Raw genomic sequence first — 25,803 nt, 5'->3', positions numbered from 1 at the left:
ACCGACCCCGATGATGGCCCAGTATCTCGCCCTTAAGGCGGAGGCTGGAGATTGCCTGCTGTTCTACCGGATGGGCGATTTCTTCGAATTGTTCTTCGAGGACGCGAAGATCGCCAGCGCCGTGCTCGACATCGCGCTGACCGCGCGCGGCGAGCATGACGGTGAGAAGATCCCGATGTGCGGCGTGCCGGCGCATGCCGCGGTCGGCTATCTGCAACGGCTGATCAAGGCCGGTCACCGCGTCGCCATCGCCGACCAGACCGAGACGCCGGCCGAGGCCAAGAAGCGCGGCGGCTCCAAGGCGTTGGTCGCGCGGGCGATCATCCGCGTGGTGACCGCCGGCACCTTGACCGAGGAAGCCCTGCTCGATTCCCGCACCGCCAATTGGTGCGTCGCGATCGGCGAAGCCGCGGGCGGCATCGCGGTCGCTGCCGCGGACGTCTCGACCGGCCGGTTCGAATTGGTCGAGACCGATGCCGGTGGACTGTCCGCCGAACTCGCGCGGCTGAATGCGGCCGAAATATTGGCCAGCGAGGGAAGCGCGTTCGAACACTATGCCACCGTGCTGCGTCCGCGCGGCGAGTTCGATTCGACCGCCGCCGAAACGCGGTTGAAGCGCGTTTACGGTGTCGCCACGCTCGACGGCTTCGGGCAGCTGAGCCGCGCCGGCATGGCCGCGGCCGGCGGTCTGGTCGCCTATCTCGACCACACCGCGAAAGGCTCGCTGCCGTTCCTGCGTCCGCCCCGGATCGGCAATGCCGGCGAAGCGATGGCGATCGACGCCGCGACGCGCGACAGCCTGGAACTCACCCAGACCCAGACCGGCCAGCGCAAGGGCAGCCTGCTCGACGCGGTCGACCGGACGGTGACCGGCGCCGGTGCGCGGCTACTCGCCGGCGATATCGGCGCGCCGCTGATGGACCGTGCGGCGATCGAGGCGCGGCTCGACCTCGTCCAGCGGCTGCATGACGACGGCGCCTTGCGCGAGAACCTGCGCGCGACCTTGCGAAGCCTGCCCGATATCGGTCGCGCGCTCGGACGCCTGGTCGCCGGCCGCGGCGGCCCACGCGATTTGGGTCAATTGCGCGACGGCCTCGATGGCGCCTGGTTGCTCGGTGAGCGGATCGACACGCTCGATGCGCCGCCGCCATTGCTCCAGGACATCGTGCCTCGGCTGCGCGGCCACGGGTCGCTGATCGACCTGCTCAAGCGCTCGCTCGTCCCCTCCCCGCCGATCGACGCATCCGACGGCGGCTATATCGCCGAGGGCTATGATACCGCACTCGACGATCTGCGCGATATCGGCGCGGGCGGCCGTCGCGCGATCGCGGCGCTCGAGGCGGAATATCGCAATCGCACCGGCACCAGCGCGCTCAAGATCCGTCATAACGGCGTGCTCGGCTATCATGTCGAGGTGCCGGCCAAGGCCGCCGACCCGCTAATGGCGCCCGACAGCGGGTTCACGCATCGCCAGACCCTGGCCGGCGTCGTCCGCTTCAACGCGCCCGAACTCCACGAACTGGCGATGAAAGTCACCCAGGCCGGCAGCCACGCACTTGCCGCCGAGGCCGCACATCTCGAGGAGCTGACCCAGACCGCGCTTAGGGGCCGGGAAGCAATCGCCGCGACAGCCGACGCGCTTGCGCGGCTCGACGTTGCGGCCGGCCTGGCCGAGCGCGCCGCCGAGGATGGCTGGGCCCGGCCGACCCTGGTCGATCACGCCTGTTTCGAAGTCGAGGGCGGCCGTCATCCGGTGGTCGAGGCCGCCGTCCAGCGCAGCGGCGAGCGTTTCGTCGCCAATGACTGCGTGCTTTCCGAGACCTCGCGCCTGTGGCTCGTCACTGGCCCGAACATGGGCGGCAAATCGACCTTCCTGCGCCAGAACGCGCTGATCGCCGTCCTCGCCCAAGCGGGCAGCTATGTCCCCGCGGCGCGCGCCGAACTCGGCCTGGTCGACAAATTGTTCAGCCGCGTCGGCGCGTCGGACAATCTCGCGCGCGGTCGATCGACCTTCATGGTCGAGATGGTCGAGACCGCTGCGATCCTGGCCCAGGCCACGCCGCGCAGCTTCGTCATCCTCGACGAGGTCGGGCGCGGTACGTCGACTTATGACGGTCTCGCCATCGCCTGGGCGGTGGTCGAAGCGATCCATGAGGACAATCGCTGCCGTTGCCTCTTCGCGACGCATTATCACGAACTGACGCGGCTCGCTGAACGCTGTGATGCGCTGAGCCTCCACCATGTCCGCGCGCGCGAGTGGAAAGGCGACCTGGTCCTGCTCCACGAAGTCTCCGACGGACCCGCCGACCGTTCCTACGGTCTCGCGGTCGCGCGCCTTGCCGGGCTGCCGCCGGCGACGATCGCGCGCGCCAAGGCAGTGCTGTCCAAGCTCGAGGCGGGCCGGGCCAAGACCGGGGGGTTGGCCGCCGGACTCGACGACTTGCCGCTGTTCGCCGCCGCGATCGAGGCGGAGGAAGAGGAATGCGATGCGGTCCGCGCCGAACTCGACAGCCTCGACGTCGACGCGCTCAGCCCGCGCGAGGCGCTGGACGTGCTGTATCGCCTGAAGCGGCTCGCGCACGACGGTTAGCGCCAGATTGTCGAAATAAATCTTCCGCTTGGGCATTAGGCCCGTTGCGGCCATTCTGTACCTGTGGCAGAAATCGTCCTGGGGACAGGAGGGGATTCGATGGACCGCGACGACCGCGGTCCGGCACCAGATCATCAAGCTGTTGGGATGGAAGGAAGGGCCATCCTCGCACCCAGCCAGATCGGCGAAGCCTTATGGCGCGGCCGGTTGAGGATGGGGTTGTCGCTAGATGAGGTGGCGCGCCGGGCCGGCACCGACCTGCAGACGGTCAATGCGATCGAGGATTCTGATTTCGCTGGCATGCCGGGACCCAGCGCGACGATTGCAGCGGCGCGAGCCTATGCGCGCGTCGTGAACCTGCCCGAAAAATGGGTAGCGTTGACACTTGCCGCCGAGCTGGCACGGATTGCTACGGATCGGCTTATCCGCGACTTGCCTCAGCTGAAGTCGACCAGCGCCGGCCGTCCCGCGACATAGGCGCTTTTGGGGTCGTTGAACGGGAAGCCACCCGGCACCAATCGCCCGAACAGCGCCGCGGTCCGCATCGTCGCCGTCGCCCCCATGATCGCGGCGCCAGGTCCGGCCAGCAAATCGTCGGACAGCAGCACGCCGCGTCCGCGCTCGACCAGCTTGCCGGCCGCGGTCGTCGCCAGGATCTGGCGCCGTACCGTCGAATAGGGGATCGTCAGCGCGCGCGCGATCGCCGCCGCCGACACCGGATCACGTAGCTCGATCGGCACGAAGGTCGCGGTTTCCGAATAGCGACGCGCCAATTCGCTATCGAGCGTGATCCGCCGCACGCTCGCGACCAGCACCGCCCCGACGATGGCGAGTTCCAACCAGTCCGACACGAACAATCCGACATTGTCGAACGCGCCCAGCGCCAGGTCGATCGACGCCGCCAGCGTGATGTCGGCGCGATAAGGATGACCGACCGCCGCGGCTCGCGGGAGCGGCATGTCGAAGGCATGGAATTCGTCGGCCAGCCAGACTAGCGAATCGTGCAGGTGAACCAGCAATGCCGCGACATCCGGATCGTCGCGCAACGAGGTCGGGACTACTACGCCGCTCGTCGTGCGCGCACACAATCCGGCATCGATCAGCGCATTGACGTGGCGACGAACGGTTTCGAAGGGGCGATGCATCGACTGCGACAGCGCGTTGATGCTGATGCCGCCATTATCGACCTGGCTGCGCGGCGCGTTGGGCCAATCGGCCAGCACGTCGCCGCTCGCGCGCAATATCGCCAGGAAGAAGATGCCGCGATCGAACACGAACGACCCGCCAGCAAGCTTGCGCACAATCGCGATCGCCCGGACCAGGCTGGTCAGTTGCGTTTCCACCAGCAGGCGCGACGCCAGCCGCGACTGCGTCCGTTCCGGCGTTACCGGCGGCTCAAGGTTCATAATTCCCACCCCGCGCCAAAATAGACGCCCCGCCAAGCCATTACAGTAAGATTACCGCGCCGCAAACCATCTAAGCGCCCCAAATTCGGACGCTTTGTCAGCGTCGAAGCGGCACCGGCCAGTGGGCGTCGTTGCGGTGGCGGCACAATGATGCGATTGTCGGATCTAGTCGGGGGACTTCAAATGGATTTGTTCGGAGAGGAACTCGACCGCAACATGCCGGTCTTATCCGCGGATGCGGTAGGACGGGCATTGCGGTCGGCGCGTGAGCAATTGGGGTTGTCGCTGGCCGAAGTGGCCCACGAGACGCGGATGGCGGTGCGTCATCTCGAAGCGATCGAGCAGGCGCGTTTCGGCGGTTTCTCCGCCCCCGTCTATGCGCTCGGATTCGCCCGCAATTATGCCCGTGCCGTCGGCCTGCCGCTGCCATGGGTCACCGATTGCCTGCGCGGTGAGATCGTCGCGTTCTTCGCCAATCGCGAGCGCTTCGATCTCGGCTGGACCGCCGAGGGACTGCAGCATGGCCGCTAGGGTCGTTTGCGGTTTCGCTGAATCGGCGCCGGCCCACTAAACCACGCGTGACGCCGCGCGCGTTCGCGACTATCGCCGGGTCATGCCCGCACGCTTCGACAGCCTGCCCCACCGCCGCGCGATCATCGACCGCCGCATATTGGCCGATGCGCTCAAGGCGTTGGAGGGCGACGACCGTACCAAGCTCCGCCAGGCGGCGACCGCTTTGCTCAAGCAGGCGCTGCAATCGGGCCGCGCCGAGATCGAGCGCCGGCTGTTGGAGCATCCGTCGCGCGGGCTGGAGATCGCAGCCAGCCAGGCGTTCCTGATCGACCAGATTCTGCGCCTGCTCTACGATTTCACCGTCGAGCGGCTTTATCGGCTGAGCAACCCGACCGCCGCCGAACGCCTGACGCTGATCGCGGTCGGCGGTTATGGCCGCGGCGAAATGGCTCCGCATTCGGACGTCGATATCGGCTTCCTGACGCCGTGGAAGGAGACGCCCTGGCACGAGCAGGTCGTCGAATCGATGCTTTATGCCTTGTGGGACCTGGGGCTCAAGGTCGGCCAATCGACCCGCAGCCTCGACGACATGGTGCGCCAGGCGAAGGGCGACGTGACGATCCGCACCGCCTTGCTCGAAGCGCGCTACGTCTGGGGCGACCAGGACCTGTATGACGAGGCCGCGCGGCGCTTCAAGGCGGAGGTCCAGTCGGATACCGCCCGCGTCTTCATCACGGAGAAGCTCGCCGAGCGCGACCTGCGCCACAAGCGGATGGGCGACACGCGCTACGTGGTCGAACCCAATGTCAAGGAAGGCAAAGGCGGGCTGCGCGACCTCCACGCGCTCTTCTGGATCGGCAAATATGCCTATAACGTCCAGAACGCCGCGCAATTGGTCGATGTCGGGCTGTTCACCCGCGCCGAATATGCCCAGTTCCACCGCGCCGACAATTTCCTATGGGCAGTGCGCTGCCACCTCCATTCGCTGTCGCGGCGCGCTGAAGACCGCCTGACCTTCGACATGCAGCGCGAGATCGCCGAGCGGATGCGCTTCGCCGACCGGCCGGGCAAGTCCAAGGTCGAGCGCTTCATGCATTACTATTTCCTCCAGGCGAAAGCGGTCGGCGACCTGACGGGTGTCTTCCTGGCGCATCTCGACGACAAATTCGCGGCGCGCGGACGGCGCTTCGGCCTGCCGGTGCTGCGCCGCCGCCCGAGCAAGCTCAACGGCTTCGTGCTCGACCGTGGCCGGCTGGCTTTGCCTAACGAGGATTTCCTCGCCCAGAAACCCAGCCGGTTGATCGAGATGTTCGTGCTGGCCGACCGCCACGGGCTCGAAATCCATCCACTGGCGATGCGGGCCGCCGCGCGCGACGCGAAGCTGGTCGACGACATCCGCCGCGACCCCGAAGCCAACGCGTTGTTCCTCGAAGTGCTGACCAGCCGGAACAATCCCGAGACCACGTTGCGTTGGATGAACGAGGCCGGGGTGTTCGGCCGGTTCGTTCCCGATTTCGGCCGCGTCGTCGCCCAAATGCAGTTCGACATGTACCATCATTATACAGTCGACGAGCACACCATCCACGCGATCGGACTGTTGAGCCGGATCGAACGCGGCGACCTAACCGAGGACCACCCGCTCAGCTATGCGATCATGAAGCAGATCGCGTCGCGCCGCGTGCTCTATGTCGCGGTGCTGCTGCACGATATCGCCAAGGGGCGCGGCGGCGACCATTCGGTGCTGGGCGCCGAGGTCGCGCAGCGGCTATGCCCCCGCTTCGGGATGACCGCGGCCGAGACCGAGACGGTCGCCTGGCTGGTCCGCTACCATCTGCTGATGTCGGCGACCGCGTTCAAGCGGGACCTGTCCGACTTCAAGACCATCCTCGATTTCTGCGAGGCGGTGCAAAGTCCGGAGCGGCTGCGCTTGCTGCTGACCTTAACCGTGGTCGATATCCGCGCGGTCGGGCCTGGCGTGTGGAACGGCTGGAAACGCCAGCTTCTCACCGATCTCTACGAAGCGGCGGAGGAAGTGCTGCGCCTCGGCCACAAGCAGAAGGGGCGCAGCGAACGCGTCGCCGCCAAGCAGGAAGCGGTCGCCGCAGCACTCGGCTGGGATGACCAAGCCTTCGCGTCGATCGTCAAGCGCCTGCCCGAATCCTATTGGGTGGCGGAGCCCGATCATGCGCTGATCGCCAATTTGAAGCTGATGGCGGAGGCCGGCGACCAGCCGCTGTCGATCGCCAGCCAGGTCGATTGCGATCGCGGCGCGACATTGGTTACCATCTACGCTGCCGACCATCCGGGGCTGTTCTACCGCATCGCCGGCGCGATCAGCGTGGCGGGCGGCAATATCATCGACGCGCGGATCCACACGACGCGCGACGGCATGGCGATCGACAATTTCCTGGTCCAGGATCCGCTCGGCCGCCCGTTCGACGATTCCGCGCAGCTGACCCGGTTGCGGCGCGCGATCGAGGACGCGCTGGCCAATCGCAACAAGCTTAGCGACCGGCTGAAGGCGAAGCCGCCGCCGCGTCCGCGCGCCGAAGCGTTCGACATCAATCCCGCGGCATTCGTCGACAATCACGCGTCGAACCGATTCACCGTAATCGAAGTCAATGCGCGCGACCGCCCGGCGTTGCTTCACCAACTCGCCCAGGCGCTGTTCCAGTCGAAAGTGACGATCCATTCGGCGCATGTCGCGACTTATGGCGAGCGCGCGGTCGACACGTTCTATGTGACCGACCTGACCGGCGACAAGATCGAGGCGCCGGCGCGGGTCAAGGCACTCGAACGCCGGCTGGTCGATGCCGCGATCGGAGAGATGGCCGCGCAGGCGGCCTGACAGAGGAGGACGCAATGCCGGTACTCGGAATTGGTGGGATATTCTTCCGCGCGAAGGACCCCGATGCGCTCAACGCCTGGTATCGCGAGTATCTCGGCGTCGGCGCGGGCTGCGCGGCCGAGGACACCGGCCCGCCGGAAGAATGGACCTGGAAAGTACAGGGCGGTCCGATGGTGTTCGCGCCGTTCAAGGCGGATACCGATTATTGGGCGGCCGACCATCAGTTCATGCTCAACTTCCGCGTCAACGATCTCGATGGGCTGCTCGAGCAATTGAACGCCAGCGGGATCGACGTCATCGTGAAACCCGAATGGGATTCGCCCGAAACAGGCCGTTTCGCGCGCATCCACGATCCGGAAGGCAACGCGCTAGAATTGTGGGAGCCGCCGGCTTGAGCCGATCCGACCCCGCCCCTCCCGGCGCGACCTTCCAGGCGAAACTCCACGACGATCTCGATGCGCTGACAAGCCGCCATCGCCGACGCGCGCTTGCCGCGCGCGCGGGGCATGATTTCGCCTCCAACGACTATCTCGGCCTCGCCGGGTCGCCCGACATGCGGGCGATCGTTGCCGACGCACTGACGCGTGGCGTGCCGATCGGGGCAGGCGGATCGCGCCTGTTGCGCGGCAATCATGAGGAGCATGAAGCGCTGGAGGCGGAGGCGGCGCGCTGGTTCGGCAGCGAGGCGGCGCTTTATTTCAGCACCGGCTTCGCCGCCAATGGCGGATTGTTCGCCGCGCTGCCCGGCACCGACGACCTCGTCGTCCATGACGAGCTGATCCATGCCAGCGTGCATGACGGCATGCGGCTTGGCCGCGCCGCGCGCGTATCAGCCAGGCATAACGACGCCGATGCCGTCGCCGACGCTATCGCGCAGTGGCGGCGCGAAGGCGGCACCGGCCGTCCGTGGATCGCCGTCGAGAGCCTTTATTCGATGGACGGCGACCGCGCCCCGCTCGCCGATCTGGTCGCGATCGCCGACCGCGAGGATGCCGTGCTGATCGTTGACGAGGCGCATGCGACCGGTGTGTTCGGGCCGGGCGGGCGCGGGCTCGCTGCCAAATGGGAAGGTCGCGACAACCTCATTACCTTGCGCACCTGCGGCAAGGCGCTGGGAGCGGAAGGCGCCTTGGTCTGCGCTTCGCGCGCGGTGTGCGACATCCTGATCAACCGCGCGCGCGGCTTCATTTTTTCGACCGCGCCGTCCCCATTGATGGCGGCGGCGGTGCGCGGCAGCCTCGCTTTGCTCGAGAGGGAGGCGGAACGGATCGCCCGCCTGGACGGCTTGGTGCGTCACGCGCACGATCGCCTCGTCCCGCTTGGCGCACTTGCCAGCGGGTCGCCGATCATGCCCGTGATTGTCGGCGACGATGCGCGGACGATGGAGATTGCCGCACGACTCCAGGCTCAGGGTTTCGACGTACGCGGCATCCGCCCGCCGACCGTCCCCGTCGGCACCGCGCGGCTACGGCTGTCGATCACGCTCAACGTCGACGCCGCGACGATCGATGCGCTTGCCGAGGCGCTGAAAGAGGCATTGTGACCGCGATCGTCGTCACCGCCACCGGTACCGATATCGGCAAGACGGTGTTCGCCGCCGCGCTGACCGCTGCGCTCGACGGCTGCTATTGGAAGCCGGTCCAGGCCGGGCTCGACGACGGCAGCGACCTGGAGCGCGTCGGACGATTGTCAGGGCTGGCCGCCGACCGCCTGCTGCCCGAAGCCTATCGCCTGACCACGCCTTGCTCGCCGCATCGCGCGGCGGAGATCGACGGCGTGACGATCGACATCGACACGCTCGTCCCGCCGCAGTGCGACAGGCCATTGGTGATCGAAGGCGCCGGCGGCGTGCTGGTGCCGCTCACGCGACAGGTCACCTTCGCGGACGTGATGGCGCGCTGGCAGCTGTCCGTGGTGCTCGTGGCTGCGACATCGCTCGGGACGATCAGCCACAGCCTTGCCGCGATCGAGGCGCTGCGCACGCGCGATGTCGACATCCGCGGAATCGCCTTTGTCGGCGATGCGGTGGAGGACAGCGAGATGACCATCGCGGAGATGGGAGGGGTCAAACGGCTCGGCCGGCTGCCAATGCTCGACCGGCTCGAACCTGCCCCGCTCGCCGCTGCCTTCGCCGCCCATTTCGATCTGGCCGATTTCCGATGAGCGATTCGCCGGTCTGGCACCCCTTCACCCAGCACGGGCTCGGCGAGCCGATCCCGTTGGTGACGCATGCCGAGGGTGCGGTGCTCCATACCGCCGATGGCCGGCGGGTGATCGATGCCATCTCGTCCTGGTGGGTGACCACGCACGGCCATTGCCATCCACGCATCATGGCGGCGATCGCCGCCCAGGCGCAAAAACTCGATCAAATCATCTACGCCGGCTGGACGCACGAGCCCGCCGAGACGCTGGCGCGCGGGCTGACCGCGATCATGCCCCCTGCCCTCACCCACGTCTTCTATTCGGACAGCGGGTCGACCAGCGTCGAGGTCGCGCTCAAGATGGCGCTCGGCTTCTGGACCAATCGCGGCGAGGCTCGGCACCGCATCCTGGTGATGGAGCATAGCTATCACGGCGACACGATCGGCGCGATGTCGGTCGGGGCGCGCGGGGTATTCAACCAGGCCTATTCGCCATTGCTGTTCGATGTCGGCACCATTCCTTTTCCCGCGGAAGGTCACGAACAGGCGACGCTCGACGCGCTGGAGGCGGCGTGCCGCGAGCAGCCCGCCGCGTTCATCGTCGAGCCGCTGATCTTGGGCGCCGGCGGGATGCTGGTCTATCCCGCGCACATACTGGCCGAAATGCGCGCGATCTGCGCGCGGCACGACGTGCTGTTCATCGCCGACGAAGTGATGACCGCCTGGGGCCGCACTGGGACATTGCTGGCCTGCGAACAGGCCGATGTCGTGCCTGACATATTGTGCCTGTCGAAGGGGCTGACCGGCGGCGCGGTCCCGCTCGCGGTGACGATGGCGACGCAATCGATCTTCGATGCGCATCTGTCCGACGATCGCGCCAAGATGTTCTTCCACTCGTCGAGCTACACCGCCAACCCGATCGCCTGCGCCGCGGCGGTCGCCAATCTGGAGATCTGGCGCGACGAACCGGTGCTCGAGCGAATCGCCGATCTGGGCGCGCGGCAACAGACGCGACTCGATGCTCTGTCGGGCGTGACGGGGAAGCGGCGGATCGGGACGATCGCGGCGATGGACGTGCCGGTTGGCGACGGCGGGTATCTCGCCGCGATCGGGCCGCGCTTGCTGAAGCATTTCCGCGAGCGCGACGTGCTGCTGCGGCCGCTTGGCAATACGGTGTACGTGATGCCGCCTTACTGCATTTCCGACGCGGAATTGGATGCGGTTTACAAGGCTATTGCGACGGCGCTCTGAGCGATGCTCCGCCCTCGCACCCGTCATGCCGGGCTCGTCCCGGCATCCAACGTGCAGGTTGGCAGTAGCTGGAGCCTCTTATCTGGCGCTTGCCGCCCGTTGGACCCCGGCACAAGGCCGGGGTGACGGTCGTATTTGAGGCAACGGAGCCGGCGCGGAGTAAATCCGCGCCGTCGGTCGGCGCTTCGCGCCGCCGGCCGGGCTCGCCGAGCTTTCGCGGAATAGCGTTCCGCTATTCCGCGTCGGCGAGCCTTACTTCGGGGAAAGCACCATCAGCATCTGACGGCCTTCCATGCGCGGATAGCTTTCGACCTTCGCGTCCTCGGCGGTGTCTTCCTGCACGCGCTTCAATAGGTTCATGCCGAGCTGGCCGTGGCTCAACTCGCGGCCGCGGAAGCGCAGCGTCACCTTGACCTTGTCGCCCTCACCGATGAACTTGTGGATGGCCTTCATCTTCGTCTCATAATCATGATCGTCGATGTTCGGACGCATTTTGATCTCCTTGATCTCCTGCGTCTTCTGGCTCTTGCGAGCGAGGTTGGCCTTCTTCTGCGCCTCGTACTTGAACTTGCCGACATCGAGGAACTTGGCCACGGGCGGATCGGCGTTGGGCGACACTTCGACGAGGTCGAGACCAAGCCCTTGGGCCTGCTCCATCGCCTCTTTCGTGTACATAACACCCAGATTCTCGCCTTCATGGTCGATCACTCGAACCTTGGGCGACTGGATCCATTCGTTGAATCGGGGGCCGTTCATCGGCGGCGCCTGGTTTGGTCGGCGCATCGTGGGAGGACGGATAGGTACTGCTCCTTTGGGTTGTAAGGGAACTGATATAGAATTTTGCCGAAGGATTTAAAAGCGGGGACAGCAAAAGTCGGCATTTATGCGCGCGAATGGCGGTTCACGGTCGGCGCAACCCGGACCGGCAGCAACATTTCCTCACGATTGCGCACGATTACGGCAATCCCGCGACGATAGTCAGGAGTCGCCGCCGGGACTCGGTCTCGCCATAGAAGACCCTGCCGGGCGGCCGCAGGAGGAACGTTCACCTCATCGCTCAGGGGAATGTTCCATGATCTATCGCCTCGCCGCCATGGCGGCGTCGTCGTTGCTGGCCGCCGTGCCTGCCGCCGCGCAGGAAGAGCCGCCCAAGCCGGTCACCGTGTCGGGCAATGTCGCCCTGGTGTCCGACTATCGTTTTCGCGGCGTGTCGCAGACCGACAAGGAGGCGGCGCTGCAAGGCGGCGTGACCGTCACGCATGAAAGCGGCGTCTATGCCGGTGCCTGGGCCTCGAATCTTTCCGGCTGGGGCACGTTCGGCGGCGCCAATCTGGAACTCGACCTGTTTGCCGGGATCAAGAAGCCGATCTCCAGCGGCACGACGATCGACGTCGGGCTGACCTGGTATATGTATCCCGGTGGCGCCGACACGACCGATTTCGCCGAGCCCTATGTCAAGCTCGGCACCACGATCGGACCGGCCAACCTGCTCGCGGGCATCGCTTATGCCCCGAAGCAGAAGGCGCTGGGCAATTTCTCCAACACGCCGCAAAGCCACGGCCAGGCGCAGGACAATCTCTACCTCTGGGGCGATGCCAGTGTCGGTATTCCCAAGACCCCGCTGACCGCCAAGGCGCATCTCGGCCATTCCAACGGCAATCCTGGGCTCGGTCCCAACGGCACCAGCGTGGCGCCGACCGGCGAGTATTTCGACTGGTCGCTCGGCGTCGACTATGTGATCGGCCCGGTGACGTTGGGCGTGTCCTATGTCGATACCGATATAAGCAAGGCGAGATCGGCCTATCTGCTGCCCAATTTCGCCTCGACCAAGAATGGATCATCGATCGCCGATGCCACCGCGCTGTTTTCGGTCAGCGCCGCTTTTTGAGACAAACGGGCGGCGAAACACCGCCGCCCGCTGTTCGTATCACGCCTGAGCCTCGGCCTCCGCCGCCACAGCGAGGTCGGGCGGCATCGCGGCGCGCTGCAATTGTTCGACCACCGCCGCCAGGGTCAGCACTTGCTGGCGATCGCTGCCCAGCTGGCGCAGCGCCACGGTACCTTCATCGGCCTCGCGCTTGCCGACGACCAGCAGGTTCGGGACCTTGGCCAGGCTGTGCTCGCGCACCTTGTAATTGATCTTCTCGTTGCGAAGATCGGTCTCGACCCGCAGCCCGGCCGCGCGCAATTCGGCGGCGACCTGATGTGCGTAGTCGTCGGCGTCCGACACGATCGTCGCGACGACCACCTGGGTCGGCGCCAGCCAGAGCGGGAAGCGTCCGGCATGATGCTCGATCAGGATGCCGATGAAACGCTCGAAGCTGCCCAGGATCGCGCGGTGGAGCATGATCGGGCGATGGCGCTCGCCATCGTCGCCGACATAGGACGCGTCGAGCCGCTCGGGCAGCACCGTGTCGGTCTGGATCGTGCCGACCTGCCACGTCCGGCCGATCGCGTCGGTCAGATGGAATTCGAGCTTCGGCGCGTAGAAGGCGCCCTCGCCCGGCAATTCTTCCCAGCCGAACTCCTCGGTGTTGCGACCCGTCGCCGCCACCGCGTCGCGCAGCGACTGTTCGGACCAGTCCCACATCTCTTCGCTGCCGAACCTTTTGTCGGGACGGAGCGCGAGCTTGATCGCATATTTGTCGAAGCCGAGGTCCTTGTAGACCGTATCGAGCAGGTCGATGAACGCCGCCACCTCGTCGACCAGTTGGTCGGCGCGCACGAAGATATGCGCGTCGTCCTGGGTGAACTGACGCACGCGCATGATGCCGTGCAGCGCGCCGTGCGGCTCGTTCCTGTGGCAGCAGCCGAATTCGGCCATGCGGATCGGCAGGTCGCGATACGATTTGATCCCCTGGCGGAAGATCAGGATGTGCGCCGGGCAATTCATCGGCTTGAGCGCCATCCACTGCGCATCGTCCGAGACCAGAGGCCCTTCGTCCTCGATGTTCGGCACCTCATCGGGGATGACGAACATGTTCTCGCGATATTTGCCCCAATGGCCGGACTTCTCCCATTGGCGGGCGTCCATCACCTGCGGCGTCTTCACTTCCTCATAGCCCGCGGCATCGAGCCGGCGGCGCATGTAGGATTCGAGCTCGCGCCAGATCATATAGCCCTTGGGGTGCCAGAACACCGAGCCATGCGCCTCGGCCTGGAGGTGGAACAGGTCCATCTCCTGCCCGATCTTGCGGTGATCGCGCTTGGCCGCTTCCTCGAGCATCACCATGTGCGCATCGAGCTGCTTCTTGTTGAGCCAGCCGGTGCCGTAGATGCGCGAGAGCATCGCGTTATTCTGGTCGCCACGCCAATAGGCGCCCGACACGCGCGTCAGCTTGAACGCCTGCGGATCGAGCTTGCCGGTCGAGGCCAGATGCGGGCCGCGGCACATGTCGAGCCACGCATCGGGGCGATTGCCGGCCTTGTAGACCGTCAGTTCCTCGCCCTCGGGCAGTTCGGCGGCCCATTCGGCCTTGAACGTCTCGCCTTGCGTCTTCCAGCGCGCGATCAAATCGGCGCGGCTCCACACTTCGCGGATCAGCGGTTCGTCGCGCGCGATGATCGCGCGCATCTCCGCCTCGATCGCGGGCAGTTCCTCCTCGGTGAACGGGCCGTGTTCGGGGGGCGGCGCGAAATCGTAATAGAAACCGTCATCGGTCGCCGGACCGAAGGTGATCTGCGTGCCCGGGAACAGATTCTGCACCGCCTCGGCCAGGACGTGCGCGAAGTCGTGACGCGCGAGTTCGAGCGCATCCTTTTCGTCGCGGCTGGTCACCAGCGCGAGCTTGGCGTCGTGATCGAGCGGGCGCGTGATGTCGCGCAATTCGCCATCGACGCGCGCGGCGATCGCCGCCTTGGCCAAACCGGGGCCGATCGCCGCGGCGATATCGGCTGGGGTCGTGCCGGGCGCGACCTCGCGAACCGAGCCGTCGGGGAGCGTGATCGAGAGCATTTCCATGGTCGTTCCTGTCAGTTGGCGCGCCTATGCACCGGGCAGCGTCCGAGGGAAAGACTGGAACGGGAGAGCGGACGCCGACCTCACCCGTTCCCGGGCGAGGCAATCGGCGAGAGCGTCAGTCGCGCGCGCCGAACACCCCCCGGAAACCCGGGGTAGTGGTGGTAGTCGTGGGGAACGCGCGGTTCATGGAGAGGGATATAAGCGGCGGCAGTTAAGGAATCCAGTCAGGCTTTTTTGCCTGCTTCGTGCTGAAGCTGCCATTCGATCGAACCCCATAACCTGTCGGTATGCGCCGCAACCGCATCGCGCATCGATATCGCGGCCGGCGTCGGCGCGTCCATCTGGCCGATCGCGGCAACGTTGGCCTGACGGAGCATCGCCGACTGAGCGGCGGGATCCGCATCGCTGCTGAGCAGCGACAGCCAGATGCCTTCGACGGCCATCCGCAGCGCCACGATCTGGGCATTGAGGTCGATGATTTCTTCCTTGATCCATTCTCCGGAAATCGCGCAGAGCGACACTGCCGCGATCGTCGCGCGCGCTATGCACGGCGTCATGGCGGAGGAAAAGGCTGCGGCGCGAAGACCGCTCGCGGTACATCGTCATAACCAGCGCTTATCGCCACTACCGCGCGTTCGATTTCCCCGACTGCCCCGCCCTCGGATAGACACCGATCCGGAGGAGATCGCCCGATGGACAAGACCGTCATCCTGCGCCGCTGGTCGGCGCGCATCCGTACCGCCGATGAGGCGGAGTATGTCGCCTATATCGCCGGCACCGGGCTCGACGACTACCGCGCGACGCCGGGCAATCTCGGCGCGCAGATGCTGGTCCGCACGCTCGGCAATGGCGAAAGCGAGGTCACCACGCTCAGCTGGTGGGAATCGATCGACGCGATCGCGGCGTTTGCCGGCGAGGACATCGACTGCGCGCGTTACTATCCTGAGGACGATCGCTTCCTGCTCACACGGCCCGACCATGTCGAGCATCACCGCGTGGTCGGCGGCGCGGTGCAGGGTCTGTAGATCGAGCGTATCGATATTCAGCAAATCCTCCCCCGCTTGAGGGGGGAGGATCGACTGCGAGCTGATCGGTCAGGCGTCGGCGAGTTCGTCCGCCGGATAATCGGTGCTGACCGCGAGGTCGCGCCACTTGGCAAGCTCGCCCACGACGAAGGCGTTCTTGGCCTCGACCCGCGACACGCTGTCGCTGCCGAACTGGATACGCATCGGCGGCTCGCTCTCGCCCGCCAGCCGGACCATCGCCGCGGCGAGCTTTTCGGGATCGCCCTGCTGTGCATGGTTGTTGTCGGTCGACCAGTCGCGGGTCCTTCCCGACGTCTGATCGTAATCGGCGATGCGCTGGGCGTGCGGCATCAGCGAACTGCCGTCGAGGAAGTCGGTGCGGAAGGCGCCCGGCTCGACCACGGTGACGTGGATGCCCAGCGGCGCCAGTTCCTCGTACATCGCCTCGCTGATCGCCTCGACCGCGAACTTGGTCGAGCAATAGATGCCAAAGCCGGCGCGCGACTGATATCCGCCGATCGACGAAATGTTGAATACCCGCCCCGAGCGTTCGCGACGCATATGCGGCAGCACCGCGCGCGTCACGCCCAACAGGCCGAACACATTGGTCGCATAGACGCGCGCGATTTCCTCGGCACTCGCCTCTTCGACCGCGCCGACCACGCCGAAACCGGCATTGTTGACCAGCACGTCGATCCGGCCGAACCGCTTGACCGCGGCGGCAACCGCATCGTTGGCCTGGTCCTGGTCGGTGACATCGAGCTTGACCGCCAGCAGATTGTCGTGGCTGCCCAGGGCTTCGGTGACCGCATCGGGATTGCGCGCGGTCGCGACCACCGCGTCGCCCGCATCGAGCGCCGCCTTGGCGATCAGCACACCCAGGCCGCGCGACGCGCCGGTGATGAACCAAGTCCGCATGATCTATCTCCTTCATTTTGCCCGACGGCGATCCGTCGGTGAGCATCAGATAGAGGCTGGAGAATGATGAGATAATCGGCGATATGCTCCACGACTCGATGAACAGGATTCATCAATGCAGCGTATCGTCCCCGGCGACCTCAACGGATTCCTCGCCATCGCCCGCGCGAAGAGCTTTCGTCGCGCGGCGGTCGAGCTGGGCGTGACTCCCTCCGCGCTGAGTCACAATCTGCGCGCGCTGGAGGAACGGCTCGACCTTCGCCTGGTCAATCGCACGACGCGGAGCATCTCGTTGACCGAAGTGGGACAGAAGTTGTTCGATCGTATCGAGCCCGCCTTCCGCGACATCGACGATGCGATCGAGGAATTGAGCGCGTGGGGCGGTAAGCCGATCGGGACCCTGCGGCTCAATACCGCGCTCGCGTCTGCCCGGCTCGAACTGATGCCGCTGCTCGCCGACTTCCTGGCCGCCAATCCGTCGGTCGAGGTCGAGATCATCGCGCAGACCGCGCTGATCGATACCGTCGCCCAAGGCTATGATGCCGGCGTCCGGTTCGGGGAGCGCATCGCCGCCGACATGATCGCGGTGCCGATCGGCCGGCGGCGGCGCTTCGCGGTGGTGGGGTCGCCGGCCTATTTCGAGCGCTGGCCGAAACCGGCGCATCCGCGCGACCTGATCGGGCTACCCTGCGTCCGTTATCGTTTCGAGCGCGGCGACGATTATCACTGGGAATTCGAACGCGCGGGAGAAGAACTCGAGATCGCGGTCGACGGCCCGTTCACCACCAACGAGCACGAATTGATGCTGAGCGCCGCGCTCGACGGGATCGGGCTGGCCTTCGTGTTCGAGGAAATGGTTGTCGACCTCGTGGCTGCCGGCCGGCTCGAGCGCGTGCTCGGCGATTGGTGCCCCTATTGGCCGGGCCTGTATCTCTATTATCCGAGCCGGCGGCAGATGCCGTCGCCGTTACGGGCATTCATCGATTTCGCGCGGTCGCGCGCCGGCTAGATTTGCGGACGCATCGCCGTTGCGGAAGGCCAGTAGTCGCTAGGCGGCCAGAGTACCTACAATGTCGTTCCGATGCGCGCGCAGCCGGGCATGCTCGGCGTCGCTCAACTCGGGCGCCATCATCTGGCGGACCTGGGCGATGTGCGCGCGCACGCGACCGTTGAACCAGGCGACGCCGGCGGCGATCGTGTCCCAGTCGAGCGGGGCGTCGTCGGCCTGCGCCTTGAGCTCGCGGACGTTGAAGCGCAGATCCTCGGTCAGCGCGATGCACTCGACCTTGAGTTCGTTGACCCGCGCCCGCGTCCCGGCATCGGCATGTTCGAGCATCGGCGCGAACACTTCTCGGTGGACGAACAATTGGTAGGAGGCGAGGACCAAGGCGGAGTCGGCGATGCGCTGCTTGACCAGCTCTTCGGTCGCGGCGTCACGCGCCATCACCAGGGCGTCGCCCTCGGCCATCATCCGTTCGATCTCGGCGTGATATTCTTCCAGCGTCTGCGGCATCGGGGACCTCTCGATCGCCCGATCGCTAATCGGAATTGGTTAGCAAAGGCTTTGGGAACCTACGTAGTTCGACGGATATGGCCAATACGGGTATGATTACCCTCTCGATATGACCTGGCCGAACGGCACGACATGGTTGTTGCTGTCGTGCCCGATCAGCGCACGGCCTTCGTACGGGACCTTCATGATCTTGCTCCAGTCCCAGGCGATCTGGTCGGGATTGTGCCCGAAATCGGCCTGGCCATCGGCCGGCGGCAACGTGATCGAGCCGACGCGCAGCGAGGCGATTCCCGACAATTGGGTCGCGTTGGCGACGTGGAACATCATCCGGTCGACGCGATAGAGATGCTCGCTGACTTCCTCGACCAGCAGATCGTGATCGGTCAGATCGGGCAGCCAGGGCGTGCCGATCATCGCGTCCAGGATCGACAGGTTGAACGCCGCCGCCGGGCGCCCCGATCCGATGATGCCGGGTTCGAGCCCCGATTTGTCGCCATGGACCAGCCAGCCGAGCGTGCGCCGGACCGATGCGCCATTGTCATTGCGCGTGACGTCGGCCGGCATCGGGCCATGGATCGGCTTGCCGATCTTGTGCGCGTAGAGCGCGCCGAGCATGAACCCCATGTCCGAATAGCCGACATAGGCCTTGCGCTTCGCAGCGTCTTCGAGGTGCGGGAAGATCAGCGGGAACAGCCGGTTCGAGCCATAGCCGCCGCGCGCGAACCACACCGCATGGACACTCGGATCATTGGCGTATTTGAGGAAGGTGTCGGCGCGTAGCTGATCCGGCCCTGCCCAGGTATGGCCGCCGCCCGAAGCCCAGCATTGCGGGTCGATCACCAGCTCGACACCATAGTCGGCGGCGATTGCCGGCAACGCGTCGAGCGAATGTTCCTCGACCCGGTTGGCGGGCGCCATCACCGCGATTTTCATGTACCCTGCCGTCCCGTCCTTGCCGTCACTCGTGAAAGCGGGGATAGCCCGGCACGATGGATATGAGCAAACCTTGTTTCTTCGTCGGCATTGGCGGATCGGGCATGATGCCGCTCGCGATGATCCTGGCCGCGCGCGGCGCCAGCGTGGCGGGATCGGACCGCAGCCTCGATCAGGCGCGGCTGCCGGCCAAGTTCGACTATCTGCGCGACCTGGGGATCGAATTGTTCCCGCAGGACGGCAGCGGCATCACCTCGCCCGACCAGATCGTCATCGCCTCCGCCGCGATCGAGCCGACAGTCCCCGACATGATCGCCGCGGAACGGCTCGATTGCCCGCGCCGCACCCGCGCGGAAATGCTCGCCGATCTGTTCAATGCCAGCACGATGCCGATCGGCGTCGCCGGCACCAGCGGCAAGTCGACCGTGACCGGCATGATCGGCTGGATCCTCCATGCGCTGCGCCGCGATCCGACGGTGATGAACGGCGCGGTGATGAAGAATTTCGCTACGCCCAACGCGGCCTTCGCCAGCGCGTTGGTCGGCGGCGGCGACGTCTTCGTCAGCGAGGTCGACGAAAGCGACGGATCGATCGCTTTGTTCGCGCCGCGCATCGCGGTGCTCAACAATGTCAGTCTCGACCATAAGAGCCTCGACGAGCTCAACCAATTGTTCGGCGACTTCATCGCCAAATCGGAGATCGCGGTCGTCAATCTCGATAATGAGGACGGCGCGCGGCTGGCCGGAACGCTGCCCGCCAATCGCGTGGTCGGGTTCGCGCTCAAGGCCGATGCCGAGATCACCGCGACCGATATCGTCGAGGAACCCTATGGCGCGCATTTCCAGCTCGTTGCGCGCGGGCACGATCCCGTCGCGGTCGAACTCCAGGTGCCCGGCCGCCACAATATCGCCAACGCGCTCGCAGCGATCGCCGCGTGCCACGCGGCGGGAGTTTCGTTCGACGATGCCGCGGTCGCGCTCGGCGGCTTCACCGGGCTGCGCCGCCGTTTCGAGCTGGTCGGCGAGACCAACGGCATCGCGGTGCTCGACGATTTCGGGCACAATCCCGACAAGATCGCCGCGACGCTGACCACGCTCCACGCCTTTCCCGGCCGGTTGATCGTCCTGTTCCAGCCGCACGGTTACGGCCCGCTCAAGACGATGCGCCGCGAACTTGTCGCGGCCTTCGCCGACGGGCTGAAGGAGGACGACGTGCTGATCCTGCCCGACCCGGCTTATTATGGCGGCACCGTCACGCGCGAGGTGACCAGCGCCGACATTGTCGACGACGTGAAGGCGGCCGGCCGCAACGCCAGCCACATCGCCGACCGCGCCGAAGCGGCGGACATGATCGCGGGGATCGCCCGACCGGGCGACCGCGTGGTGGTGATGGGCGCGCGCGACGATACGCTGAGCGCGCTCGCGGGCGATATATTGGCGAAGATTGCGGGGCATCGGGAGAGCGACCGGCACTAAAACGGGCCGCACGACGTCCGCCGCGCGACCCGATCTTGATCGCTAACGATCGCTTACTTGGTCGCAGTAGCCGGCTTTGCAGTCGCGGCGGGCGCAACCACGGCAGTAGTCGCGGCCTGGGCAGCAGGCGTTACGGACTGGGCTGCGGGCGCTGCGACGTTAAGCGGCGCCGGCCCGGTAGCGGCTACCATCGCCAAGGGCACATCCTCATCGACAAAGCCTTTGACTGCGCCACCCAGCGGAATGGTCGCGCTCGTGCCGGTGGTAAAGAAGCCGGCGATGGGAACGAACGCGATGGCGGCAACGACGCCTGCCGTGCCGGTCACGCCCTTATCGTCAAACTGCCCGCTCAAGCGGATCTGGCGGCCATTGACCGTGGCATAGAGAAGCTGTGCATTAATACGTCCCGACTTCCCCCACATCCCTTTGTTGCGGACATCGGTAACTTCGCCGACCGCCGGGCTTCCCGCTGGAATAACGGTCACCCCATTGACCTTGACGTCCTCCGAGACCTCGAGATGAACCCGATATCCGACGCGCAACTCCTTGCCTTTGGTCGTTATCGTTTCCGACATCTTGAGCGGGACGGGCGTCCCGGTCCTCAAGACCGCCCCAGTGTTCGCGGGCGCGGCAATTGGAGCGGTTGGCGTAGCGGTGGTTTGCGCCCCTGCAGGCGCGGCAAAGACCAGCGCGCACGCAACAGCGCTCACAGAAACAATATTCATGGCTTCCCCCCTGAAAAACTTAGCGAATCAAACGCCCCCGCGTCAGTCCGTTGGAAGAGAGAGCCCTTATTCTCGATCGCCGTCAATCCAGGCGATTGAACCAAAGTGAACCAATACTCGCATGCCATCGTAATTGCATAAGTATTTTCAGGGTGTTGGCGGCAGCTGTCTATTCCAGTCTCGTCGTTTGCAGTGCGCCCTAACCGTTCTGACCCACGCGTCTCTTTTTTATCCGTTACGGGCGTCGCGTTGGTCGATCAGCAAGCGCTGGTCGCGACGTGCGAACAATTTGTTCCACAGCCGCACATTGGCGGCATGACGCGCGGCACGTTCACGGCCGCGCTTGCGGCGCTGCGGTTCCTGGATGGCGCGCATAACAAAGATCGCCGCCCCCGCGACGGCCCCGATCGCCAATGCGAACAGCAATACCGACTCCACGCCAATCTCCCCCAAGACGGTCCCCTCGGCTTCATATCACTTTGGATATAGCCACTCCACCGTCATGCCGCCGCCAAGTGGGACGCCGCCACCAGCGGTCGCGGCTGCCCGCCATGTAAAGCTCCCTTGACTAACAAGCACGCTTTACTGTAAAGCTGACTTTACTGATTCGAAAGGAGGCTTTACATGATTATGAGTCCCGCCACCCGGCGCTACAACAAACGGGTCATCATCCTCAGCCTGATCTATTCCGCGTTCCTGATCGGCGCGGTCTATGGGTTCAAACATCACCTGGTGAGTGGCGTCTTCGCCTGGATCGTGGCGATCCTGCCGGCGCTGCCGATCATCGGTATCTTCGCCGCGATCGGCCTCTATCTGGTCGAGGAACAGGACGAATATGTCCGGATGCTGATGGTCCGCCAGACGCTCTGGGCGTCGGGCTTCTCGCTCAGCATCGCGACCGTCTGGGGCTTTCTCGAAAGCTTCGAACTGGTCAGCCATGTCGAGGTCTATTGGGTCTCCGTCCTGTGGTTCGGCGGGCTTGGCCTCGGCAATTTCGCCAACCGGCTGACGATCGGGAGGGGGCGATGAACAACCGCCTCAAGGTGCTGCGCGCCGAGCGTAACTGGAGCCAGGGCGACCTCGCCGACAAGCTCGAGGTCAGCCGGCAAAGCGTCAACGCGATCGAGACCGGCCGCTACGACCCTTCACTCCCCCTCGCCTTCAAGATCGCCGAGCTGTTCGAGCTCGCCATCGAAGACATTTTCGTTTCTCCCAGCAAGGAAGCCTGAATCATGAACCACTTCACTCTCCGCTTCGCCGTCGCCGTGCTCGCGCCGCTCGCCATCCTCCAGCCCAATATCGGCCATTGCGCCCCGGCTGCGGCCGCAAGCCCGGCCCCCGCTACTGGCGAAGTCCGCATGGACCACATTTCGGTGACCGAGACCGGCAAGGGATCGCCAGTCATCCTGATCCCCGGTCTGTCCTCGCCGCGCGCGGTGTGGGACGGGGTTGTGCCCGAACTGGCGAAGAATCACCGGGTCATCCTGGTCCAGGTCAACGGCTTTGCCGGCGACGATGCCGGTGCCAATCTGAAGCCGGGCATGCTCGACGGGATCGTCGGCGATCTCCATGGCTATATGGCGAAGCACAAGCTGCAGGGTGCCGCGGTAGTCGGTCATTCGATGGGCGGGCTGGTCGGGCTGATGCTGGCCAAGGCGCAGCCCGGCGATGTCGGCAAGCTGATGATCGTCGACTCCTTGCCCTGGTACGGTGTGTTGTTCGGCCCCGGCGCGACGGTCGATACGGTCAAGCCGAAGGCGGTAGTGATGCGCGACGAGTTTGCGGCGAGCTATGGCAAGCTCGATCCCGCAGCGAACCAGGCGCTGGCGACGCGGTTCGCGCGGCGGCCCGATGCCCAGGCCAAGATCGCGGGCTGGATGAGCAAGACGGACGTGCGCGTCTCCGCTCAGGCGATGTACGAGGACATGATCACCGATCTGCGCGGCGACATGGGCAAGATCGCGACGCCGATCACGATGCTCTATCCGACCTCCGTGACATTGCCGAAAGCAGTGGCCGAACCGCTCTACACCGCCGCCTATAAGGATGCGCTGCACGCGACGTTGGTCGAGGTGCCCGACAGCGCGCATTTCATCATGCTCGACCAGCCGGCGGTGTTCCAGAAGACGCTGATGGCGTTTGCCGGGTGACTCGGTGTTCCCCTCCCGCCTTGCGGGAGGGGTTAGGGGAGGGCCTGTTCATCGCTTCAACACGACACGCCCTCCCCCAGCCCCTCCCGCGAGCGGGAGGGGAGCAAAACGGCCCCTCCCGTAAACGGGAGGGGCTTTTTGTTTGCCCGCCCTCCCCCTACAGCCTCCCCATGACAGATACCGCCATCCGCCCCGCGCTCGCTTACCATCTGACCGTCGGCAAGGGACCGCCGGTGGTCTTCCTGCCCGGTTATGCCAGCGACATGAGCGGGTCGAAGGCGGTCGCGCTGGAAGAATGGGCCAAGGCGGTTGGCCGCACCTATCTGCGCTTCGATTATGGCGGCTGCGGCGCGAGCGAGGGTGAGTTCGCGGATCAAACGCTGACCGGCTGGCGCGATGACGTGCTGGCGATGCTCGACATGCTGGCCGAGCCCGCGATCCTAGTCGGATCGTCGATGGGCGGCTGGCTCATGCTGATGATCGCGCGCGACCATCCCGAGCTGGTCGCGGCATTGGTCGGCATCGCGCCGGCGCCCGACTTCACCGACTGGGGCTTCTCGATGGACGAGAAGATGAAGTTGCTCCAGGACGGCCAGCTCGAGCGACCGTCGCCATATTCGGACCAGCCGACCGTCTATACCAGCCGCTTCTGGCAATCGGGCGAGGCGTCGCGGCTGACAGCATCGATGCTGGCGGTGGATTGCCCGGTACGCATCCTCCACGGCCAAGGCGATCGCGACGTGCCGCACGAACGCTCGCTCCATCTGGCGCGGATCCTCCGTTCAGCCGACGTGCAGGTGACGTTGATCAAGGACGGCGACCACCGGCTGTCGCGCGATCAGGACATCGCGCTGCTGATCCGGACGATCGAAGGACTGTCGACGCGATCATGATCCTGCTTCCGCTGATGCTCCAGGTCGGGGCGACCCCGTCGCCTTTGTCGCCAAACGAGCAACGTTATGCTGCCTGCATCTCGCTGGCGACGAGCGATCCCAAGGCCGCCGAGGCGGAGGCCGATCGTTTCCGCATCGCCGGCGGCGGCGCCAAAGCGCACCAATGTCAGGGCATGGCTTATGCCCAGGAATCGCGCTGGAGCGATGCGGCGACCGCGTTCGAGAGCGCGGCGCGCGATGCCGATGCCGCCCGCGATCCGCTGGCGGCACGCTATTGGGCGCAGGCCGGCAACGCCTGGCTGGCGGCCGGCGACGCGGTCAAGGCGCAGACTGCGTTGACGACGGCGATCACTGCCGGCACGCTCGACAATTTCGGCCGCGGCGAGGCTTTGCTCGACCGCGCCCGCGCCCAGGTCGCGGCCGGCCGCCTCGCCTCGGCGCGCGGCGACATCGATGCCGCGCAGGAAGCGACGCCCAAGGATCCGCTCGCCTGGCTGTTGTCGGCGACGCTGGCGCGGCGGATGAACGACCTGCCGCGCGCCCAGACCGATATCGCCGAGGCGCTGAAACTCTCGTCGGACGATGCCTCGGTCCAGCTCGAGGCTGGCAATATCGCCGCTTTGTCGGGCGATGCCGATAGCGCGAGGACGGCGTGGCAGGCAGCGGCCAAGCTCGCGCCCGGCACCGCGACCGCGGACAATGCCCGCGCTGCGCTCGCCCAGTTCGATACGCCCGCGGCGGCGGCGCCAGCTACGCCGCCTGCGACGAATCCCGCGCCAGCCAAGAAGCCGTAAGGTCGATCCGTTTGAACCCCTCCCCGGCGAAGGCCGGGGCCCAGGATCGATGACGGGGAGATGGCGCCCCGCCGTGGAGATTACGTGGCGACTAGGCCCCGGTCTTCGCCGGGGAGGCGTTGTTTTGCGTTGCGCCGGATAAGACTCAATCGGTCAACCGATACTGGCGCCGCCGCGCCCCTCCCCCTATCTCCCGCCTGCACCACCAGCAGGGAGAAGGCGCATGAATTATCTCCACACCATGATTCGGGTCAGCGATCCCGAGGCGACGGTGAAGTTCTTCGAGCTGCTGGGCCTCAAGGAAGTGCGCCGCTTCGACAATGAGAAGGGGCGGTTCACCCTGATCTTCCTGGCGACCGAGGACGACGCGCGGATCGGCGACCGGCGCGCCGAGGTCGAGCTCACCTACAATTGGCCGGCCGAAGACGGCAGCGTCGAAACCTATTCGGGCGGGCGCAATTTCGGCCACCTCGCCTATCGCGTCGACAATATCTACGAGACCTGCCAGCGGCTGATGGATGGCGGCGTGACGATCAATCGCCCGCCGCGCGACGGCCATATGGCGTTCGTCCGCACCCCCGACAACATCTCGATCGAGTTGCTCCAGAACGGCGTGCTCGAACCCGCCGAGCCCTGGGCGTCGATGCCGAATACGGGGGAATGGTGA

27 protein-coding genes are annotated in these 25,803 nt (G+C 65.7%); 18 read left to right on the top strand and 9 right to left on the bottom strand.

The window, feature by feature from the left end; all coding sequences use genetic code 11:
* The first annotated feature begins 10 nt into the window (after positions 1 to 10).
* Both mutS and SMA01S_RS13775 read left to right on the top strand, forming a co-directional pair.
* Positions 11 to 2,590 carry a DNA mismatch repair protein MutS gene (gene mutS, locus SMA01S_RS13780; protein ID WP_066823348.1) on the top strand — a complete coding sequence of 860 codons (2,580 nt, stop codon included), beginning with the start codon at positions 11 to 13 and terminating at the stop codon, positions 2,588 to 2,590.
* Between the two features lie 99 nt (positions 2,591 to 2,689).
* The gene (locus tag SMA01S_RS13775) at positions 2,690 to 3,067 is read left to right on the top strand and encodes a helix-turn-helix domain-containing protein (protein ID WP_084250300.1); all 378 of its coding nucleotides are present in this window, start codon (positions 2,690 to 2,692) and stop codon (positions 3,065 to 3,067) included.
* On the opposite strand, the gene SMA01S_RS13770 is transcribed toward SMA01S_RS13775, so the two are convergent.
* On the bottom strand, positions 3,028 to 3,996 hold the full coding sequence (locus SMA01S_RS13770; protein ID WP_066823245.1) for a hypothetical protein: 969 nt from the start codon (positions 3,994 to 3,996) through the stop codon (positions 3,028 to 3,030). The genes SMA01S_RS13775 and SMA01S_RS13770 overlap by 40 nt on opposite strands.
* Positions 3,997 to 4,179: 183 nt before the next feature.
* Here SMA01S_RS13770 and SMA01S_RS13765 point away from each other — a divergent pair, with 183 nt between their 5' ends.
* The 6 genes from SMA01S_RS13765 to SMA01S_RS13740 all read left to right on the top strand — a co-directional run bounded on the left by SMA01S_RS13765 (position 4,180) and on the right by SMA01S_RS13740 (position 10,749).
* The gene (locus SMA01S_RS13765) at positions 4,180 to 4,527 is read left to right on the top strand and encodes a helix-turn-helix domain-containing protein (RefSeq protein WP_066823242.1); all 348 of its coding nucleotides are present in this window, start codon (positions 4,180 to 4,182) and stop codon (positions 4,525 to 4,527) included.
* Positions 4,528 to 4,609: 82 nt separating this feature from the next.
* Entirely contained in the window at positions 4,610 to 7,357 is a 2,748-nt protein-coding gene (locus SMA01S_RS13760) for a [protein-PII] uridylyltransferase (protein WP_066823239.1), read from the top strand.
* 14 nt (positions 7,358 to 7,371) lie between these two features.
* Entirely contained in the window at positions 7,372 to 7,752 is a 381-nt protein-coding gene (locus SMA01S_RS13755; RefSeq protein ID WP_066823236.1) for a VOC family protein, read from the top strand.
* Positions 7,749 to 8,900, top strand: a complete 1,152-nt coding sequence (locus SMA01S_RS25170) for an 8-amino-7-oxononanoate synthase (protein ID WP_066823345.1) — start codon at positions 7,749 to 7,751, stop codon at positions 8,898 to 8,900. The genes SMA01S_RS13755 and SMA01S_RS25170 overlap by 4 nt, the downstream gene beginning before the upstream one ends.
* Complete coding sequence (bioD, locus tag SMA01S_RS25165; protein ID WP_245649278.1) at positions 8,894 to 9,520, top strand: dethiobiotin synthase; 627 nt, start codon at positions 8,894 to 8,896, stop codon at positions 9,518 to 9,520. The genes SMA01S_RS25170 and bioD overlap by 7 nt, the downstream gene beginning before the upstream one ends.
* Entirely contained in the window at positions 9,517 to 10,749 is a 1,233-nt protein-coding gene (locus tag SMA01S_RS13740; protein WP_066823232.1) for an adenosylmethionine--8-amino-7-oxononanoate transaminase, read from the top strand. Before bioD ends, SMA01S_RS13740 begins: the two co-directional genes overlap by 4 nt.
* 252 nt (positions 10,750 to 11,001) lie before the next feature.
* On the opposite strand, the gene infC is transcribed toward SMA01S_RS13740, so the two are convergent.
* Positions 11,002 to 11,532: a translation initiation factor IF-3 gene (gene infC, locus SMA01S_RS13735; protein ID WP_066592581.1), complete on the bottom strand. Its 531-nt coding sequence runs from the start codon at positions 11,530 to 11,532 to the stop codon at positions 11,002 to 11,004.
* Positions 11,533 to 11,821: 289 nt separating this feature from the next.
* Here infC and SMA01S_RS13730 point away from each other — a divergent pair, with 289 nt between their 5' ends.
* The gene (locus SMA01S_RS13730; protein ID WP_066823230.1) at positions 11,822 to 12,637 is read left to right on the top strand and encodes a TorF family putative porin; all 816 of its coding nucleotides are present in this window, start codon (positions 11,822 to 11,824) and stop codon (positions 12,635 to 12,637) included.
* 39 nt (positions 12,638 to 12,676) lie between these two features.
* Here the strand turns inward: SMA01S_RS13730 and thrS are convergent, their stop codons facing one another.
* Together thrS and SMA01S_RS13720 are read right to left on the bottom strand one after the other, a co-directional pair.
* Complete coding sequence (thrS, locus tag SMA01S_RS13725; protein ID WP_066823342.1) at positions 12,677 to 14,704, bottom strand: threonine--tRNA ligase; 2,028 nt, start codon at positions 14,702 to 14,704, stop codon at positions 12,677 to 12,679.
* Positions 14,705 to 14,934: 230 nt separating this feature from the next.
* Positions 14,935 to 15,267, bottom strand: a complete 333-nt coding sequence (locus SMA01S_RS13720) for a hypothetical protein (protein ID WP_066823227.1) — start codon at positions 15,265 to 15,267, stop codon at positions 14,935 to 14,937.
* A 135-nt stretch (positions 15,268 to 15,402) separates the two neighbouring features.
* On the opposite strand from SMA01S_RS13720, the gene SMA01S_RS13715 reads away from it, so the two are divergent.
* Positions 15,403 to 15,735, top strand: coding sequence for a hypothetical protein (locus SMA01S_RS13715; protein WP_174543147.1), 333 nt, complete (start codon positions 15,403 to 15,405; stop codon positions 15,733 to 15,735).
* A gap of 69 nt (positions 15,736 to 15,804) precedes the next feature.
* On the opposite strand, the gene SMA01S_RS13710 is transcribed toward SMA01S_RS13715, so the two are convergent.
* Positions 15,805 to 16,653 (bottom strand): oxidoreductase, encoded by an 849-nt coding sequence (locus SMA01S_RS13710; RefSeq protein WP_066823224.1) that lies wholly within the window; start codon positions 16,651 to 16,653, stop codon positions 15,805 to 15,807.
* 115 nt (positions 16,654 to 16,768) lie between these two features.
* On the opposite strand from SMA01S_RS13710, the gene SMA01S_RS13705 reads away from it, so the two are divergent.
* Positions 16,769 to 17,662: a LysR family transcriptional regulator gene (locus tag SMA01S_RS13705; protein ID WP_066823221.1), complete on the top strand. Its 894-nt coding sequence runs from the start codon at positions 16,769 to 16,771 to the stop codon at positions 17,660 to 17,662.
* A gap of 39 nt (positions 17,663 to 17,701) precedes the next feature.
* Here the strand turns inward: SMA01S_RS13705 and SMA01S_RS13700 are convergent, their stop codons facing one another.
* Both SMA01S_RS13700 and SMA01S_RS13695 read right to left on the bottom strand, forming a co-directional pair.
* Positions 17,702 to 18,166: a hypothetical protein gene (locus SMA01S_RS13700; protein WP_066823219.1), complete on the bottom strand. Its 465-nt coding sequence runs from the start codon at positions 18,164 to 18,166 to the stop codon at positions 17,702 to 17,704.
* A gap of 96 nt (positions 18,167 to 18,262) precedes the next feature.
* Positions 18,263 to 19,099 carry an LD-carboxypeptidase gene (locus tag SMA01S_RS13695; RefSeq protein ID WP_066823217.1) on the bottom strand — a complete coding sequence of 279 codons (837 nt, stop codon included), beginning with the start codon at positions 19,097 to 19,099 and terminating at the stop codon, positions 18,263 to 18,265.
* Between the two features lie 56 nt (positions 19,100 to 19,155).
* Between SMA01S_RS13695 and SMA01S_RS13690 the strand changes: the two genes are divergently transcribed.
* Positions 19,156 to 20,574 (top strand): UDP-N-acetylmuramate--L-alanine ligase, encoded by a 1,419-nt coding sequence (locus SMA01S_RS13690; protein ID WP_066823214.1) that lies wholly within the window; start codon positions 19,156 to 19,158, stop codon positions 20,572 to 20,574.
* Positions 20,575 to 20,627: 53 nt separating this feature from the next.
* Here the strand turns inward: SMA01S_RS13690 and SMA01S_RS13685 are convergent, their stop codons facing one another.
* Together SMA01S_RS13685 and SMA01S_RS13680 are read right to left on the bottom strand one after the other, a co-directional pair.
* The gene (locus SMA01S_RS13685; RefSeq protein ID WP_066823212.1) at positions 20,628 to 21,299 is read right to left on the bottom strand and encodes a hypothetical protein; all 672 of its coding nucleotides are present in this window, start codon (positions 21,297 to 21,299) and stop codon (positions 20,628 to 20,630) included.
* A 228-nt stretch (positions 21,300 to 21,527) separates the two neighbouring features.
* Positions 21,528 to 21,737: a hypothetical protein gene (locus tag SMA01S_RS13680; protein ID WP_066823209.1), complete on the bottom strand. Its 210-nt coding sequence runs from the start codon at positions 21,735 to 21,737 to the stop codon at positions 21,528 to 21,530.
* Positions 21,738 to 21,923: 186 nt separating this feature from the next.
* On the opposite strand from SMA01S_RS13680, the gene SMA01S_RS13675 reads away from it, so the two are divergent.
* From SMA01S_RS13675 to SMA01S_RS13650, 6 genes are all read left to right on the top strand, one after another.
* A complete protein-coding gene (locus SMA01S_RS13675; RefSeq protein ID WP_066823207.1) occupies positions 21,924 to 22,328 on the top strand; it encodes a hypothetical protein in 405 nt (134 codons plus the stop codon).
* Positions 22,325 to 22,528, top strand: a complete 204-nt coding sequence (locus SMA01S_RS13670) for a helix-turn-helix transcriptional regulator (RefSeq protein WP_066592615.1) — start codon at positions 22,325 to 22,327, stop codon at positions 22,526 to 22,528. Before SMA01S_RS13675 ends, SMA01S_RS13670 begins: the two co-directional genes overlap by 4 nt.
* Positions 22,529 to 22,531: 3 nt before the next feature.
* On the top strand, positions 22,532 to 23,449 hold the full coding sequence (locus SMA01S_RS13665) for an alpha/beta fold hydrolase (protein WP_066823206.1): 918 nt from the start codon (positions 22,532 to 22,534) through the stop codon (positions 23,447 to 23,449).
* Positions 23,450 to 23,619: 170 nt separating this feature from the next.
* Positions 23,620 to 24,342 carry an alpha/beta fold hydrolase gene (locus SMA01S_RS13660; RefSeq protein WP_066823204.1) on the top strand — a complete coding sequence of 241 codons (723 nt, stop codon included), beginning with the start codon at positions 23,620 to 23,622 and terminating at the stop codon, positions 24,340 to 24,342.
* Positions 24,339 to 25,136 (top strand): tetratricopeptide repeat protein, encoded by a 798-nt coding sequence (locus tag SMA01S_RS13655; RefSeq protein ID WP_066823202.1) that lies wholly within the window; start codon positions 24,339 to 24,341, stop codon positions 25,134 to 25,136. The genes SMA01S_RS13660 and SMA01S_RS13655 overlap by 4 nt, the downstream gene beginning before the upstream one ends.
* 223 nt (positions 25,137 to 25,359) lie before the next feature.
* Positions 25,360 to 25,803, top strand: a complete 444-nt coding sequence (locus SMA01S_RS13650; RefSeq protein ID WP_066823199.1) for a VOC family protein — start codon at positions 25,360 to 25,362, stop codon at positions 25,801 to 25,803.

This window comes from Sphingomonas mali NBRC 15500, assembly GCF_001598415.1.
Classification (GTDB): Bacteria; Pseudomonadota; Alphaproteobacteria; order Sphingomonadales; family Sphingomonadaceae; genus Sphingomonas; species Sphingomonas mali.
This window is presented reverse-complemented; position numbering and strand designations above follow the sequence as displayed.

What these genes read in the sequence shown, in the direction of transcription:
- SMA01S_RS13655 (WP_066823202.1), top strand. Translation starts at nt 24,339, where the DNA reads ATGATCCTGCTTCCGCTGATGCTCCAGGTCGGGGCGACCCCGTCGCCT.
- SMA01S_RS13760 (WP_066823239.1), top strand. Translation starts at nt 4,610, where the DNA reads ATGCCCGCACGCTTCGACAGCCTGCCCCACCGCCGCGCGATCATCGAC.
- SMA01S_RS13700 (WP_066823219.1), bottom strand. Translation starts at nt 18,166, where the DNA reads ATGCCGCAGACGCTGGAAGAATATCACGCCGAGATCGAACGGATGATG.
- SMA01S_RS13770 (WP_066823245.1), bottom strand. Translation starts at nt 3,996, where the DNA reads ATGAACCTTGAGCCGCCGGTAACGCCGGAACGGACGCAGTCGCGGCTG.
- infC (WP_066592581.1), bottom strand. Translation starts at nt 11,532, where the DNA reads ATGCGCCGACCAAACCAGGCGCCGCCGATGAACGGCCCCCGATTCAAC.
- SMA01S_RS13675 (WP_066823207.1), top strand. Translation starts at nt 21,924, where the DNA reads ATGATTATGAGTCCCGCCACCCGGCGCTACAACAAACGGGTCATCATC.
- SMA01S_RS13685 (WP_066823212.1), bottom strand. Translation starts at nt 21,299, where the DNA reads ATGAATATTGTTTCTGTGAGCGCTGTTGCGTGCGCGCTGGTCTTTGCC.
- thrS (WP_066823342.1), bottom strand. Translation starts at nt 14,704, where the DNA reads ATGCTCTCGATCACGCTCCCCGACGGCTCGGTTCGCGAGGTCGCGCCC.
- SMA01S_RS13765 (WP_066823242.1), top strand. Translation starts at nt 4,180, where the DNA reads ATGGATTTGTTCGGAGAGGAACTCGACCGCAACATGCCGGTCTTATCC.
- SMA01S_RS13695 (WP_066823217.1), bottom strand. Translation starts at nt 19,099, where the DNA reads ATGAAAATCGCGGTGATGGCGCCCGCCAACCGGGTCGAGGAACATTCG.
- SMA01S_RS13705 (WP_066823221.1), top strand. Translation starts at nt 16,769, where the DNA reads ATGCAGCGTATCGTCCCCGGCGACCTCAACGGATTCCTCGCCATCGCC.
- mutS (WP_066823348.1), top strand. Translation starts at nt 11, where the DNA reads ATGATGGCCCAGTATCTCGCCCTTAAGGCGGAGGCTGGAGATTGCCTG.
- SMA01S_RS13715 (WP_174543147.1), top strand. Translation starts at nt 15,403, where the DNA reads ATGGACAAGACCGTCATCCTGCGCCGCTGGTCGGCGCGCATCCGTACC.
- SMA01S_RS13665 (WP_066823206.1), top strand. Translation starts at nt 22,532, where the DNA reads ATGAACCACTTCACTCTCCGCTTCGCCGTCGCCGTGCTCGCGCCGCTC.
- SMA01S_RS13775 (WP_084250300.1), top strand. Translation starts at nt 2,690, where the DNA reads ATGGACCGCGACGACCGCGGTCCGGCACCAGATCATCAAGCTGTTGGG.
- SMA01S_RS13690 (WP_066823214.1), top strand. Translation starts at nt 19,156, where the DNA reads ATGGATATGAGCAAACCTTGTTTCTTCGTCGGCATTGGCGGATCGGGC.
- SMA01S_RS13670 (WP_066592615.1), top strand. Translation starts at nt 22,325, where the DNA reads ATGAACAACCGCCTCAAGGTGCTGCGCGCCGAGCGTAACTGGAGCCAG.
- SMA01S_RS13720 (WP_066823227.1), bottom strand. Translation starts at nt 15,267, where the DNA reads ATGACGCCGTGCATAGCGCGCGCGACGATCGCGGCAGTGTCGCTCTGC.
- SMA01S_RS13650 (WP_066823199.1), top strand. Translation starts at nt 25,360, where the DNA reads ATGAATTATCTCCACACCATGATTCGGGTCAGCGATCCCGAGGCGACG.
- SMA01S_RS13755 (WP_066823236.1), top strand. Translation starts at nt 7,372, where the DNA reads ATGCCGGTACTCGGAATTGGTGGGATATTCTTCCGCGCGAAGGACCCC.
- SMA01S_RS13730 (WP_066823230.1), top strand. Translation starts at nt 11,822, where the DNA reads ATGATCTATCGCCTCGCCGCCATGGCGGCGTCGTCGTTGCTGGCCGCC.
- SMA01S_RS13710 (WP_066823224.1), bottom strand. Translation starts at nt 16,653, where the DNA reads ATGCGGACTTGGTTCATCACCGGCGCGTCGCGCGGCCTGGGTGTGCTG.
- SMA01S_RS13740 (WP_066823232.1), top strand. Translation starts at nt 9,517, where the DNA reads ATGAGCGATTCGCCGGTCTGGCACCCCTTCACCCAGCACGGGCTCGGC.
- SMA01S_RS13660 (WP_066823204.1), top strand. Translation starts at nt 23,620, where the DNA reads ATGACAGATACCGCCATCCGCCCCGCGCTCGCTTACCATCTGACCGTC.